Raw genomic sequence first — 14,198 nt, forward strand, 5'->3', positions numbered from 1 at the left:
ATTGAAGGATACATTTAATTCGTATTGGTAGTGCCATAGGTCACAAATTGCTTACCATGGGGAAAATTCTATGCGAAGCATGGGGAATGAGACGGATGTCGATGCGAGATAACAGGGGGGAGGACATGATATTGAACCAAGGCCTATTAAGGGACGGATTATCGATCATCGCATCATGCAAACAACAAACGAGCGATATCTGGCAAGCCCATTATGGCGCTGCCGCTATCGGCAGTTACTTTTTCGTCTCGACGAATGATTTGAGCGACGGCATCGCCGAGCTCGTTGCATTGCAGGCGGGAGCGATGGTACAAAAGATTCTTGGATCGCCAAGCACGCAGCATCGTTCCGCTTGTGACCTGTTTACGGCTGAAGCTGCCATTCTCGAAGCGCTTGATCTAACGATCGACGAGCTGCACTGGGTCGGTCATAACGTCATTTACAGCGCTGCATGTTTGTCGGCTATCCATGAACTTAAAGGGTGGGGAAGTGCGGAGGAAATCGCCGGAATAACCGATCTTATTCGATCGTTCGAGAAGACGATTCCGGGACGTTCCTGGATCGGCTTCTCCGCTTCCGAGGTGAAGAGGATGCAGATTGTTGCCGAGGACGGCTTTCCGAAGATTTCGCATCCAGCAGAATTATCAGGGCTGGTGCTGGAACAGCTCGCCGAGTTCCCGGTCATTTACCGCGCGGAATCCCATCATGATTTAATCGGCCATATGCTGACGTTCTCGCATGCGTTGAATATTTTGTTCGATCTCGGGCATGTCTCCTTGTTCGAAAGAGGATTGCGTCCGATGATGAAACTGATTAAAGTTCTTCGCTATAGTCGGGGCATTAAATCCGGGGATACGATCAAATTGGTTTCGCCCGTCGATCGTTTGCCGCTGCAGCCCGCGACGAGAGCAGCCGCGCTGCCGACGTCGATTCGGTTTTGGGAAAAGAACTACAGCGAACAAGATTGGGATTTCGGTCACGTATTTAAATTTTCTCATAGTTTCTACGATCATTTACGACGAGTGGAGCAGCGAAAAAATGCGTACACGGAGAAATTTCGATATATCATCACGCAATAGATCACTTTTTGGATGTATCCCCGTCCAAATATTTTTTTATAAACGCAAACGCATGATCCGGCTGTTCGGATTCGCTGCCGATCCCGGCAATGTACGTTTTGCCGGCGATGGGAAGTCCCTTCAGCAGCGGACTGGCGGAGATGTCGATCCCGTAGACATGCTCCTCGAGGCCGTCTTCCGTCATCGCTTTCAGCTTCAGCTTCGGATGAAGGCTCGAGCCGAGCTTATCGGCATTCGCGCCTTCGAGCGGAAGCAGGGCATAGTAACCGGCCAGCTTCGTGAAGCTCGCTTGATCCATGATATAAATATCCGACGGGTGGTTATTCAACAAATCCCCCATGCTACCTTGAGGGAGTAGTTCGTCCAGCCCTAGCTTGATATCCGAAGGCGCGTACGCGACGAACGCCTTGATGCTTGTCCATTGCGGGAAAGTCGACAGGATATCCGCTTCCAGCGGCTTCGAGTCGCTGACGCGGGGCGACTTTTCTTCGAAGACATCTCCTTCGGGCCTCTCCGGTGATTGCATATGGAATTCCTTGTTCGTATCGGTACCGGCCCTGCTCACATATTCGCCGTAGAAGGTGACGCTTAGATCGACAGGCGGAAGCTTTGCGAGCTCGGCCGTTTTGTGGCGGTGGTCCATATAGTCTTGGATGCCGTATAACATAACGCACATCATGACGATCGCACAAAAGAATGCGCCAATAACAGGGAACATATAATGGCGGTTGTATTTGCCGTATTCGGCGGAGTCGAACGGCTTCATCCTCATCTGCCCGTCATCCTCCAAAATCGTCTTGTATGCCTTATGGATCTCTTCCGAATGAATGGGCAGCTCGTCGGTTCGTTCCGATCTATGACGTAGACGGATCGCGCGCTCGCGGCGGATAAACATGAAATACCGTTTCTCGACTTCCTCCCTCGCCGCGCCTTCAGGCAGGCTGAACAGCTCGTAAGCCTTCTTCAGTTCATCCATATCGGATCCACCTTTCTATTTCACTAGGGATCGTCATAAAATAGCCCATTTAAACCTCATCGCCTTGATGTTTATAATTGTTGAAAATGGTAAGACTATGAACATAACTATCGATTGTGTTTAACTGATATTCATGACTAAACTGTGCAGTCGGACCGTCTGAAGGTGCTGACAAAGGAATATACATTAGATCAACGATAAAATAACCGCCAAGGCATGGTGCCCTGGCGGTTTTTCTTATGTCCCAGCCTTGGTATCGCGCCTGTATCAACCCTCTGTCCGGGCAGAACATCGTATATTTTTACTTGAAATTATAGTTTTGTATATATAACCGATACGAATTTGCGACTAGAATATTAATTGTAAGCCCTTACAATTATCTGCGATGAATGGAGTGCTGACATGGCTGGAACGAAGATCATTATCGATACGGACATTGGCGATGATATCGATGATGCATTGGCGATCGCGTTTGCGCTGGAGTCGCCCGAACTGGAAGTCATCGGCATTACGACGGTGTTCAAGAATGTGAACGCCCGGGCGAAATTGGCGGTCAACCTGCTCGAAATGGCCGGACGGCCGGACATTCCCGTCTACGCCGGAATCGGCAGTCCCATCATCAACAAGGTAGACAGGAATGAGATTCCGTGCCAATTCTCGGAAGACAAGGACGGACAAGTCGTTGGATTCGGGACGAACGGCATCGATTTCATTATCGATACGGTCATGAATTCGGATGGCGAGATCACGCTGGTGCCGATCGGGCCTTTGACCAATATCGCCATTGCGATCCTCAAGGAGCCGGAGCTTCGGACCAAGGTGAAGGAGATCGTGATGATGGGCGGTTGTTTCTACAGCCATCTCAGCGAATGGAATATACGCTGCGATCCGGAAGCCGCGCGGGTCGTGTTCGAATCCGGCATCCCCATCAAGGCTGTCGGACTGGACGTGACGGTGCAATGCGTGCTGGCCCAAGAAGACATGGACCGGTTATTGACCCGTCACAAACGAACGTCTGCCTATATTCCGGAACTGATCGCGCGGTGGCAGCAGGTGACGGATCATTATCCGATGATGCATGATGCTCTGGCGATCTGCGCCGTATTCGATGATCGCCTATTGGAATTTCAGCGGGATGAGATCGTCGTGGAGACGCAGGGCGAGTTTACGCGCGGGTCGACGTATAACAAAACCGCGCTATACTGGCGGGGGAATGCCGAGCAATCCGTCATCAAGGCTGCCAAGAGCGTGGATGCGGCAGCGTTTATCAAGTTGTACATGGATAGGGTTTGCTTCTAGGCCACGTTCGCAGCGACTCGTAAACGAAGGGAGTGACAGCGGTTGACCAAGCATGGTTTTTTCTATGAAATCCGCAAGAACAGAACGTTGTTTCTCATGGCCTTGCCTGCGATTCTATTGGTCTTCTTGATTTCCTATATCCCGATGGCGGGAATCATCCTGGCGTTCAAGGACTACAGGTTCGATCTCGGCGTGTTCGGCAGTCATTGGAACGGGTTCGAGAACTTCAAATACTTCTTTAATTCGGGGACCGGGCTGCGGGTAACGCGCAATACGATTCTGTACAACTTAATGAATCTGATTACCTCGCAGCTGTTTGCCGTCATGATCGCGATTTTCATTAACGAGATGCGAGGGAAATATTTCAAGAAGGTCACGCAGTCGATTATTTTCCTTCCCTTCTTCATCTCCTGGACGATCGTCGGCGTCTTCGTGTACAACATCTTCAACTACGAGACCGGTACGCTGAACTCGGTGCTGAAATCGCTGCATATGGACCCCGTAAACCTGTATAGCTCGCCGTCCGTATGGATCTGGATCATTTGTTTCTTCAACTCCTGGAAATGGGTCGGCTATACGTCGGTCATTTATATCGCTTCGATTCTCAGCATCGACGCCGAATGTTTTGAAGCGGCTGAAATCGACGGAGCGAACGTGTTTCAGAAAATCTTTTATATTACGATCCCGTCGATTAGCCCGACGATCTTCATAATGTTCCTATTGAACATCGGACGGATTCTACGCGGCGACTTCCAGATGTTCTACCAGATTATCGGCAACAACGGGCAGCTATTCGACAAAACCGATGTCATCGATACCTTTGTCTTCCGGTCCCTTCTGACAAGCGGCGATATCGCGATGCCGGCCGCGGCGACTTTCTATCAATCCGTGCTCTGCTTCGTCATCATAATGGTGGTGAATGGCGTCATTCGAAAGACCAGGCCGGACAACGCATTGTTCTAGGCCCGATTACGTTTTCGCCAGGAGAGGAGACCTATGGAGAACAAACTTGCTATCGACGCGAAGGGCAGGATTCCGAAGACCGAAGGCGCGAATCTGTTATTCAATGTGATCAGCTACACGGTCGTGATCGTGGCGGCGATCCTGTGCCTGCTGCCGTTTGAAATTCTCATCTCCGGATCGTTCACGGACGAGAAGGCGATCGCATTGCACGGGTACGGCATCATTCCAAGCAAATTCTCGCTGGAAGCCTATCACGTGTTGTTCAAATTCCCGGATTCGATCATAAGGGCATACGGCGTATCCATCTTCATTACGGTAGTCGGGACGGCCATCGGGCTATTCATTACTTCGATGACGGCCTACGTGATGAACCGCAAGGATTTCAAGTACAGGAACAAGCTCGCGTTCTTCTTCTACTTCACGACGTTGTTCAATGGCGGCATTCTGTCGACGTATATCTTCTTCGTGAAATACCTGCAATTGAAAAACGACCTGACCTCGTTGATTCTTCCGCTCCTGATCAATGTGTTCTATCTCATCGTGATGCGAACCTTCATCAGCTCGATTCCGGATTCGATCAGCGAATCGGCCAAAATCGACGGAGCGGGAGACTTCACCATCTTCATGAAGCTGATTCTGCCGCTTACGAAACCGGGGCTCGCGACCATCGGCTTGTTCTATGCGTTGGATTACTGGAATGACTGGTACAACGCGATGCTCTATATTACGGATGTGAACAAGTACCCGCTGCAATATTTGCTCTTCTCGACGCTGCAATCGGCCGAGGCCATATCGCGAATATCCAAGATGGCAAGCGTAGCTCAAATCTCCGTTCCTACCTTGTCGTTGAAGCTGGCGATGGCGGTGATCGCGACGGGGCCGATCATTCTTGTCTATCCGTCCGTACAGAAATATTTCGTCAAGGGCCTTACGGTTGGTGCAATCAAAGGATAGTACCGGATTATCCGGTGTATCGCATAAACGAATCTTTCAAGGGGGATGCGTATGAGAAGATCAAACGTATTAACGCTGCTTCTGGCGACCACGCTCAGTATGGCGGTTGCATTAACAGGCTGCGGCGGCAATAACTCCGGAAATTCGAACACCAGCAGCAATGCGGGGAATGGCGGCACTAAGAACAATGGCGACAATGGGAAGGGGACGACGGATAATACCGCTGCCGGTACCGACAATGCCGGGGCAAAATCGGATATCGACCTTTCCAAGCATGTTAACCTGACCATGTACCTGATCGGTTCTCCTGCCAGGGATTACGACATGGTGCTTGCCGAATTGAACAAGAAGCTGGAGAAAGACTTGAACGCGACCTTGAAAGTAAACTGGGTCGGCTGGGCCGATTACGGCACGCAATATCCGCTGCTTCTGGCTTCCGGCGAACCGATCGACCTGATCTACGCATCGACGTGGACGAACTTCTATCAGAATGCCCGGAAAGGCGCATTCATGGATATTAAAGACCTGGCCAAGACTTACGCGCCGAAGAGCCTTGCCCAGATCACCCCGGATTTCTACAAGCAGACGGAGTTGGACGGCCACCTCTTCGCGATGCCCTCGGAGTTCTATCAGTATGGCGATATGGGCTATATCGTCCGAGGCGATTTAATGAAAAAATACGGACTGACCTCCATCAACAATATCGATGATTACGGCAAATTCATGGATGCGGTCGTGAAGAACGATCCGCAGCTCGATCCAAGCGGCGATATCAGCTCGTCCGGCGGTCTTGAGTCGTATTATGCCAATGCACAAGGCTATTACGGTATACTGTCGAGCCAGTTTTCCCCGTTCTACATCAACATGGATGATGCCAATCCAAAGATCTTTAACTTATATGAGACGGACGGCATCCTGGATTACTTCAAGAAAATGAAAGAGTGGGGGGATAAGGGCTATTGGTCGAAATCGATCCTCTCCAACAAGGACGATAAAATGTTGACGGAAGGGAAAGCCGCATCCAAACTGCACAATCAAGATTCCTGGAGCGGCGTCTACATGGAGCATCCGGATTGGGACGTCCAATTCTATCTGAACAGCAAGTACACGTATAAAACGCAAGCGATGCAGGACGGCATGGCGGTACCGGCTTCGTCCAAAAACCCGGAACGCGCGCTGATGCTCCTTGAATTGCTGCGCACGGATCGAAGCTACAACAATCTCCTGACGTACGGCATCGAGGGCAAGCATTATGAAATCACGTCCGACAACAAGCTGAAACCGCTTGATTTGGACGGCTTCGCGCCGGATGGCTATTGCTCTTGGGGCTTCAAGGCGCCGGAACTCCGCTATGATGTCGTCGGTACTCCGCCAAACAACGCGGAAGTGCGTCAGAAGCTGGCGGATCGGGCGAGAGAGAACCCGTATGCGCTCTTCACGCCCGATTTCGAGCCGGTCAAGAACGAAATGGCCGCCGTTACCAACGTGGTGCAGCAATATTCGTTCCCGCTCAACTACGGCTACGTGAAGAATCCGGAGGAAGGTCTGAAAACGCTCGTATCCAAAGTGAAAGCCGCGGGCTCGGAGAAAATCATGGCCGAAATGCAAAAGCAGCTGGACGCGTTTCTTGCGGCCAACAAGTAATTCGCCGCGCCCGTAAGCGCCGGAACACGCAAGAAGCTAGAAGACGCAAAACCCTAGAAGAAGCAAGACGAAAGAAGGTTCAGTGCGGATCGCATCCGTCCTGAACCTTCTTCGTTAACTGCCGCGATGCGGGATTCGGATGTCGACCGACGTGCCGCCGCCCGGCGACGAGCGGTAAGCGAGGCCGTATTCTTGGCCGTAGCAGAGCTTGATTCGGTGGTTGATGTTTCTGACGCCGTATCCTTGGGCTTCCTCGTTGGCGTTACCGCTGGCAAGCAGCCGTGCGGCTTGCTCCGAAGGCATCCCGACGCCGTCGTCACTGACGGTCAACACGATATCGTTCATGTCGAGGCGTCCGGTGATGACGATCAAGCCTTCCTCGCGGTCGCGGGCTTCGAGAATGCCGTGGATGATGGAATTCTCGACGAGCGGCTGAAGGATCAGCTTCAGAATATCGCAGCCGTACAGCTCGGGGTCGATCCGAACGTCCAGCTTGATCTTGTTGTCGAATCGTAAATTCTGAATTTGCACGTAGGCGCGAATATGATTGATTTCATCTTGGATGCTGACGATATCTTTGCCTTTGTTCAGACTGAGCTTATAGAACTTCGCGAGCGATTGTGAAATGACCGCGATTTCGGGAACGTTGTTGTCGATGGCTTTCCAGTTGATCATCTCCAGCGTATTGTACAGAAAATGCGGATTGATTTGCGCCTGAAGCGCCTTCAGCTCCAAATTTTTAATTTCTTTGCCGTTCTGATACTGTTCCTCGACGAGCAGCCGGATTCGTTTGACCATGTGATTGAAGCTGGCGGTCAACTCTCCGATTTCGTCGCGGCTGGCCGCATGCACCTCGACGTTAAGCACGCCTTCCTGAACTAGGCGCATCTTCTTCTTGAGCAGCAGGATGCGCTTGACCGTTGCGCCGGTAATGACATAGGCCAAGCCATACGAGACCAGGCCGCATACGAGCATCAGCAGGAGCATGAGATCCCTGATCCGGGTGCTTTGCTTGAAAATTTCCGTGAAGGGAATCGCGGTCACCATCGTCCAGTCCGTATCGTCGATCGCTCTTGTTCGGACAAGGAAGTCATTGTTCCCGATCTTCGCTTTATTCCATGACTGGCTGTCATCGTCTTGAGCTTGCGCGTTCTGGACAAGCGCCAAATTCGGATTGATGCGCTGGAAATTTTGCGTGTTGGAGCAGCTTACGATATCGCCGTTCGAATTTTGGATATAGACGACGCCGTCATAGGTGATATTCGCTTTCTGGATGATCCCTTCCACCACTTCTTTCAAAATGTTCAGCTCGATGATGCCGATAATTTCCGTCGTCTGTTCGCTGTTCCGGATTTTGCGCAGCAGCGAAATGACCGGCACCGGGTCCAGATTGGTGTTGTTGTTCGTGATTGCGTGCGGCGGCAGCCAATCGACTTTATCCTTGGATGCGAGCAGCGCTTGGTAGTCAGCAGTGCGGGAGAAGACGTCCATATTATAGAAGTTGAAATTTTGCCCGGCGTACATCAGCCAGCCGGGAACGTATAAACTTGCCCGATAGATATCTTCGGTATTCTGAAAGCTGTTCAGGAAATACTCCAGCTTCCGCCTGTCGATGTTCTGCTGCACGTAATCGTCCGCGAAGGTTTGCTTGTCCATCGTCAGAATCGTCTGGATATCGGCGTTGAAGTAGATGACGTCGGAGGCCTTGATCAGCGTGTTCACCTTGTAGCTTAAGAACATGAAGGCCTGGTCGAACGACTGGTCGGCGGAGTGCAGGATTTGTTTCTCGTAATCATGCGATACATTCTTGTACGAGAAGGCGGTCATCAGCGCGAGCGGCAGGAAGATGAGGATGAAATAAGAGATCAGGAGCTTGGCCCGAATATGCATGTGCGTAAACAATCCGACGGCGGCCCGGAACGAGCGCTTCATGGCTTATGCTTGCGCCTGAATTGCGTGGGCGTCATGCCTTTTAGTTTCTTGAATGCTTTCGTGAAATAGTTGGCGTCGTTATAGCCCGACAGATCCGCGACCTCATAGAGCTTGGCTTGCGGCTGCATCAGCAAGGCTGCGGATTTCTCGATCCGGACCTCGGTGATGTACTCGCTGATCGTTTGGCCGGTTTCCTTGCGGAACAAGGAGGAGAGATAGGTCGGCGTGAGGTGGACGTGATCGGCAAGAATATTTACGGAAATCTCCTTGTCGTTATAGTGGCCGCGAATGAATTTCTTGGCATCCGTAACGGCGCGGCTCGAGGATTCCATGGCTGCGATGCCGTCGAGGATGTAGGCAGCCTTGAGCAGGAAATAGTCTTTCAGCCTCTGAAGCGTATCGATCTTCGACATCATGGCCCAATCGTATTCGTCGTTCTGACGATGGTGAAGGCTGAGCTGCAGTCCCTGTTTCTCTCCTTGCTCCATGAGCATGCGCAGCATCCGATAGAAGAGATTCTTGACCTCGTCTACGGGCGTGCCTTTCTTGGTTTGAATCGCATGAACGAGATGTTCAATGAAAGGGAAAAGTTTATCTTTTTGAAGATCCTGCAAGAGATTCGCATAGGATTTGATGATTCCTTCATGGATCGCGTACAGGGAGCCTGTCTGGTTCTTGGCGAAAAAGAGGTTCCCGGCGTCGTAATAAAACAATTGTTTCAGAAAATGAGCTGCAGTTTCATAAGATACACGTATGTCCTGCAAGCCGGTCGAAGTGCTGCCGATTATCCAGGAAAGGCCGGCGTAATTCATTTCCTTGCTTCGCAAATGTTCGATCAGGAGAGGGTAGAGCGCAGCAAAGTCATGCTGGCGTTCCGGTTGATGCGCGGAGATGACTAGAATATGATCGGCATCTTTCATGATCGCTAGATGGGTAAAGCCGTTTGCTGGCCGATGAAGAAATTCGATGATGCGATCGCAGCGGCTTTTTCTGCCGTCGGTTGACTCGTCTGCCGCAAACGAAGGGACGATGATAGAAACCGTGTATACGTCGCCCGGGGCAAAAGATATCTTCGCCAGGCTTAAGTTTCGCTGAATCTCATCGCAGTCGATGTTGTTGTGAATCAGCCCGTTCACGATGTTCTGCCTGATGAACGGCAAGCTTCCCGAAAGCGCCGTGTTGATATGATGGACTTTATCATTTTCGATACACAGCCGTACGGCCTTCCGAATCGCCTCTTGCAGCTCTTCGATGTTGATCGGTTTCTCCACGTAGCTGACCGCATTCAGACGAATCGCGGCTTTCAAGTATTCTTTATCGGAATAGCCGCTCAGATAAATGATCTTGCAGGAGGGAAACAGTTCGCGGACGCAAGTCGTGAATTCGATCCCGTTCATGCCCGGCATTCGGATATCCGACACGACGATATCGGGTTTCATGCGGCGGGCTGCTTCGAGTCCTTCGATGCCGTTCTTGGCTTCTTCGACCGCATCTACCCCGAGTTCATTCCACTTGATATGCTTTATCAGACCCTTTCTGGTAACGGACTCATCGTCTACGACTAGAAGCTTAATCATGCGATTTCACTCCCAATAGGATTAGTAACCTAGCTCCATGTTACACCAGCGGGAATTGATTTCCCAAGGCTTTTCTTACATAATTATTTTAACGAGCCGATAGAAGGCCGACTCCTCATATAGAAGGACGTGCATACGAGTGAACGTAGAAACGGTTATGCAGGAACTTGAAGCGCTCGGCAAGGAACGAACCAAGAAAATGTACGTATCCAACGGCGCGCAGGAACCGCTGTTCGGCGTGGCGACCGGCGAAATGAAACCGATCTTCAGAAAAACGAAAATCAATCAGCCTTTGGCCGAGGAATTATACGCTACGGGAAACTACGACGCCATGTACTTTGCCGGCATCATCGCGGATCCGAAAGCCATGACGGAAGCGGATTTTGACCGCTGGATCGATGAGGCGTATTTCTTCATGCTGTCCGATTATGTGGTTGCGGTAACCTTGGCGGAAGCGGATATCGCGCAGGCAGTGGCGGACAAGTGGATCGCCAGCGGCGACGAGCTGCGAATGTCGGCGGGGTGGAGCTGCTACTGCTGGCTGCTCGGGAATCGCGCGGACAGCGAGTTTGCCGAAACCAAGTTGTCCAAGCTGCTGGACGTGGTGCAGCGGACGATCCATGATGCTCCCGAGCGCACGAAATACGCCATGAACAATTTCATTTATACCGTCGGGACCTCCTATAAGCCGCTTCATGAGCGGGCGGTCGAGACCGCGGCGGCAGTAGGCCTGGTAGAAGTCGAGGGCGACAAGAAGAAGAGCAAATTCCTGAATGCTTCCGAACGTATTCAGAAGGATGTCGATAAAGGGCGAATTGGCTTCAAACGCAAGCATGTAAGGTGCTAGGGGAATCGCTGCAGAGGACAGGACATGGCAGAGGGCTAGGCAGGCAAGGCAGGCAAGGCAGGCAAGGCAGGACAAGGCAGGAAATGCGACAAAGAAACCGGATCCGCGGAAGCGTCTTGAGCGCTCATACGGATCCGGTTTCTTTGGTTTTTATTGGCTGGCCCACGATTCAGGCAGCGGCCCGGCGATCGCGCTTCCCGCCCGGTTTCCACACGGACAATATATACATGGCGAGCAGCGACAATGTCTGAAGCATAATGCCGATCCAGAGCCAGGTATGGTTCACGCTGAATCCCGGTTCCCGCCAAGCGTTGATTCCCGCTGCATCCGTCTGTTCGACGCCGCGCAGCGTCCATATGTATATGCCGATCAGGCCAAGGCCGATGGAGAACAGCGTAAGCACTTCTTTGGCAATGAGCCAGTAGTAGCGGAATAACCCCCATGAGGTCAACACGGACAATAGAATGCCGGTAACGGCCGTGCCGATCGCCGATGCCCGTACGCTTGTACCCGCCAGCAGATGCATGATCGTATAGCAGGCTTGCAGCACGGATGCATTGTCCGTAACGGAGGCCGTCAGGGCGAGGATGATGAATGTCGCTTGCACGCCGATCATGATGGCCGCGAAGAGGATATGAAGCAGCAATAATACTCTTCTTTGTTGCAGCGACAGCTTGGATTTGCTCATGGTATTACCGCCTCCCGATTGTCTACAAATTAAACCGGTAGCCGACGCCCCAGATGGTTTCGATATATTGCGGCTTGGATGGATCTCGCTCGATCTTCTCCCGCAGCTTACTGATATGGACGGTCACGGTGGCATGATCGCCCAGCGCATCCATGCCCCAAATCCGCTCGAACAGCTCTTCCTTGCGGAAGACGCGGTTCGGATGCTGGACGAGAAAGAGCAGCAGCTCGTATTCTTTGGCCGTGAAGGCAACCTCGCGTTCGTTCACGACCACGCGCCGCGCCTGCCGGTCGATGCGGATATTGTGCAGCACCAGCTCGTCGCGGCGCCATTCGCCGCTGCCGACCAGCCGGTCGTACCTGGCTAGATGCGCCTTCACCCGGGCGACAAGCTCGCCGAGTCCGAACGGCTTTAATATATAATCGTCGGCTCCGAGCCCGAAGCCGCGGATTTTATCCACTTCCTCCTTCTTGGCGGAGACGATCAGAATCGGCACATTGCTGACTTCCCGAATGCGTCGGCACAGCTCGTAGCCGTCCATGCCGGGGAGCATCAGATCGAGCAGAATCAGGTCGTACGCCCGCTCGAGGGCCAACTGCAGTCCAAGCTCGCCATGGTGCGCAATCTCCGCGGTAAAACCGCTCGCCTCCAAGTAGTCCTTCTGTACCTCTGAAATGACCGGATCATCCTCGACGATCAATATACGTTTCATGGCTGATCTCCTTTCTCGACCGGTGCCGGGCGATCGGCGGGAAACCGCATCATAATCGCCGTTCCGGCCTCTGTGCCGCTTATGGCTTCGACCGTCCCGCCATGCTCATGAACGATTTGCTTCACGATGGCAAGCCCTAAGCCGCTGCTGCCCGCGTCCGTGCTTCGCGAAGGCTCGGCCCGATAGAATTGATCGAATACGTAAGGCAGCGCCTCTGCCGGAATGCCCGTTCCGTTGTCTGAGATTCGAATCGCAACCGTGTTCTCGTCTTCCTCGAGCAATTCGAATCGAAGCATCCCGGGCCGCTGGCGCATATGCTTCAAGCTGTTGTCCACGATGTTGAGCAGCGCCCGGTGCAGCTTCTCCCGATCCGCGCGAATGAAAAGCGGCCTCCCGGCGTCATTGCGCCAGGAGATCTCGATCTCGCTCATGCGCGGATTCAGCTTCAGCTCGTCTACCGCTTGCTGCATGTACGCCGCCGCGTCGAGCGACACGAAGTTGAACGGCAGCTTGCCGATATCGAGCGTCGAGTAGAGAAGAAGCTCCTCGATCATCCGGTTCATGTCGGTTGTCTTGCCGGCAATCATGCCGATATACTTCTGCCGTTTCTCCTCGGTGTCCGCGATGCCGTCCTGCAGGCATTCGACGCATCCTTGAATGGCCGTGATCGGCGTCTTCAAGTCATGGGAAATGCTTGCGAGCAGCTCCTTGCGATTCTGCTCCAGCTGCAGCTTGTCGCCGATCGATTCCTTCAGCCGGATGCGCATCTCTTCGAAAGCGGTGCCGAGCTGTCCGACCTCGTCTTTCCGCTGCCACTGTACCGAGTGGTCCAGATCGCCTTCGCGAATCCGGCCAGCCGCGGACTTCAGCGCATAGAGCGGCTTAATAATGCTGCGCGAAACGATGTACGTGAGGATGCCGTTCGTCAGGATGAGCGCGCCAAGCAGCGTCAGCAGCACGGTCGGTATGAATTTGCGGAAGAAGCGGGCGACCGGCTCCATATCGGACACGATGACGAGCTCGCGCGAGGTGCCGTCCGCGCCGATGAACGGGATGCGAGCCAAGCTGCTGTCGCCGGCGCCGTGCGGACCCGGATGAGGGAATCCGCCTCCGCGCTGCGGGCTTGTCCCTTTATCCAGCCTGCTTAGGATGTCGGCGGCAGCTAACCCTGGCGAGGCATAGGTTATCGTGGAGCTGCCGCTCAGCAGCACGATTCCGATAGCGACTTTGGCGAGCTCCGCTTCCGTGTCCGCGATAAAACTTGGATCGTCGAGCAGACGCGGGTCATGCTTGGCGATGAACGTCAGGCCGGAGGCAAGCTCGCTGCGTCCGCCGAACAGCTCGCGCATGGCGGCGAATGGCGGCTGCCGGTCCTGCTTCGCACCCGGCGACGTTTCATGCATATAAGCACCGGCGGCCAAGATGGCCGTAAGTCCGAATAGCAGGACAGGAATAACGATCATGGCGATATGGGATAAGAGTAGTTTTTTGCGAATGGACAACGGCTCTGCAGCTCCTTTCCCTCTT

General features: G+C 52.8%; 12 protein-coding genes. 6 read left to right on the forward strand and 6 right to left on the reverse strand.

Annotation, left to right across the window (positions count from 1 at the left end; genetic code table 11):
* Positions 1-128: 128 nt before the first annotated feature.
* Positions 129-1,079 carry a hypothetical protein gene (locus GZH47_RS26330; protein ID WP_162645447.1) on the forward strand — a complete coding sequence of 317 codons (951 nt, stop codon included), beginning with the start codon at positions 129-131 and terminating at the stop codon, positions 1,077-1,079.
* A 1-nt stretch (position 1,080) separates the two neighbouring features.
* On the opposite strand, the gene GZH47_RS26335 is transcribed toward GZH47_RS26330, so the two are convergent.
* Complete coding sequence (locus tag GZH47_RS26335) at positions 1,081-2,055, reverse strand: hypothetical protein (protein WP_162643963.1); 975 nt, start codon at positions 2,053-2,055, stop codon at positions 1,081-1,083.
* A gap of 402 nt (positions 2,056-2,457) precedes the next feature.
* Between GZH47_RS26335 and GZH47_RS26340 the strand changes: the two genes are divergently transcribed.
* From GZH47_RS26340 to GZH47_RS26355, 4 genes are read left to right on the forward strand one after another with little or no spacing between them, the layout of a single operon-like run.
* Positions 2,458-3,354, forward strand: a complete 897-nt coding sequence (locus tag GZH47_RS26340; RefSeq protein ID WP_162643964.1) for a nucleoside hydrolase — start codon at positions 2,458-2,460, stop codon at positions 3,352-3,354.
* Between the two features lie 42 nt (positions 3,355-3,396).
* Positions 3,397-4,317, forward strand: a complete 921-nt coding sequence (locus GZH47_RS26345; RefSeq protein ID WP_225446224.1) for an ABC transporter permease — start codon at positions 3,397-3,399, stop codon at positions 4,315-4,317.
* Positions 4,318-4,350: 33 nt separating this feature from the next.
* Positions 4,351-5,271 (forward strand): carbohydrate ABC transporter permease, encoded by a 921-nt coding sequence (locus GZH47_RS26350; RefSeq protein ID WP_162643965.1) that lies wholly within the window; start codon positions 4,351-4,353, stop codon positions 5,269-5,271.
* A gap of 51 nt (positions 5,272-5,322) precedes the next feature.
* Entirely contained in the window at positions 5,323-6,915 is a 1,593-nt protein-coding gene (locus tag GZH47_RS26355) for an ABC transporter substrate-binding protein (protein WP_162643966.1), read from the forward strand.
* Between the two features lie 114 nt (positions 6,916-7,029).
* Here GZH47_RS26355 and GZH47_RS26360 read toward each other — a convergent pair whose 3' ends face one another.
* Together GZH47_RS26360 and GZH47_RS26365 are read right to left on the reverse strand one after the other, a co-directional pair.
* Positions 7,030-8,847 (reverse strand): cache domain-containing sensor histidine kinase, encoded by a 1,818-nt coding sequence (locus tag GZH47_RS26360; RefSeq protein WP_162643967.1) that lies wholly within the window; start codon positions 8,845-8,847, stop codon positions 7,030-7,032.
* Positions 8,844-10,424 (reverse strand): response regulator transcription factor, encoded by a 1,581-nt coding sequence (locus GZH47_RS26365; protein ID WP_162643968.1) that lies wholly within the window; start codon positions 10,422-10,424, stop codon positions 8,844-8,846. The genes GZH47_RS26360 and GZH47_RS26365 overlap by 4 nt, the downstream gene beginning before the upstream one ends.
* 139 nt (positions 10,425-10,563) lie before the next feature.
* Between GZH47_RS26365 and GZH47_RS26370 the strand changes: the two genes are divergently transcribed.
* Positions 10,564-11,271: a DNA alkylation repair protein gene (locus GZH47_RS26370; protein ID WP_162643969.1), complete on the forward strand. Its 708-nt coding sequence runs from the start codon at positions 10,564-10,566 to the stop codon at positions 11,269-11,271.
* 169 nt (positions 11,272-11,440) lie between these two features.
* Here GZH47_RS26370 and GZH47_RS26375 read toward each other — a convergent pair whose 3' ends face one another.
* Genes GZH47_RS26375 through GZH47_RS26385 form a run of 3 tightly spaced genes read right to left on the reverse strand, consistent with a single transcriptional unit; the run spans position 11,441 to position 14,173 of the window.
* Complete coding sequence (locus tag GZH47_RS26375; RefSeq protein WP_162643970.1) at positions 11,441-11,959, reverse strand: hypothetical protein; 519 nt, start codon at positions 11,957-11,959, stop codon at positions 11,441-11,443.
* A 22-nt stretch (positions 11,960-11,981) separates the two neighbouring features.
* Positions 11,982-12,671, reverse strand: a complete 690-nt coding sequence (locus GZH47_RS26380) for a response regulator transcription factor (protein ID WP_162643971.1) — start codon at positions 12,669-12,671, stop codon at positions 11,982-11,984.
* On the reverse strand, positions 12,668-14,173 hold the full coding sequence (locus GZH47_RS26385) for a sensor histidine kinase (protein WP_225446225.1): 1,506 nt from the start codon (positions 14,171-14,173) through the stop codon (positions 12,668-12,670). The genes GZH47_RS26380 and GZH47_RS26385 overlap by 4 nt, the downstream gene beginning before the upstream one ends.
* Positions 14,174-14,198: the final 25 nt, after the last annotated feature.

The sequence above is a fragment of the Paenibacillus rhizovicinus genome (assembly GCF_010365285.1).
GTDB lineage: Bacteria > Bacillota > Bacilli > Paenibacillales > Paenibacillaceae > Paenibacillus_Z > Paenibacillus_Z rhizovicinus.

Coding starts and splice junctions, on each gene's coding strand:
- GZH47_RS26335 (WP_162643963.1), bottom strand. CDS start 2,055: ATGGATGAACTGAAGAAGGCTTACGAGCTGTTCAGCCTGCCTGAAGGC.
- GZH47_RS26340 (WP_162643964.1), top strand. CDS start 2,458: ATGGCTGGAACGAAGATCATTATCGATACGGACATTGGCGATGATATC.
- GZH47_RS26350 (WP_162643965.1), top strand. CDS start 4,351: ATGGAGAACAAACTTGCTATCGACGCGAAGGGCAGGATTCCGAAGACC.
- GZH47_RS26355 (WP_162643966.1), top strand. CDS start 5,323: ATGAGAAGATCAAACGTATTAACGCTGCTTCTGGCGACCACGCTCAGT.
- GZH47_RS26360 (WP_162643967.1), bottom strand. CDS start 8,847: ATGAAGCGCTCGTTCCGGGCCGCCGTCGGATTGTTTACGCACATGCAT.
- GZH47_RS26365 (WP_162643968.1), bottom strand. CDS start 10,424: ATGATTAAGCTTCTAGTCGTAGACGATGAGTCCGTTACCAGAAAGGGT.
- GZH47_RS26375 (WP_162643970.1), bottom strand. CDS start 11,959: ATGAGCAAATCCAAGCTGTCGCTGCAACAAAGAAGAGTATTATTGCTG.
- GZH47_RS26380 (WP_162643971.1), bottom strand. CDS start 12,671: ATGAAACGTATATTGATCGTCGAGGATGATCCGGTCATTTCAGAGGTA.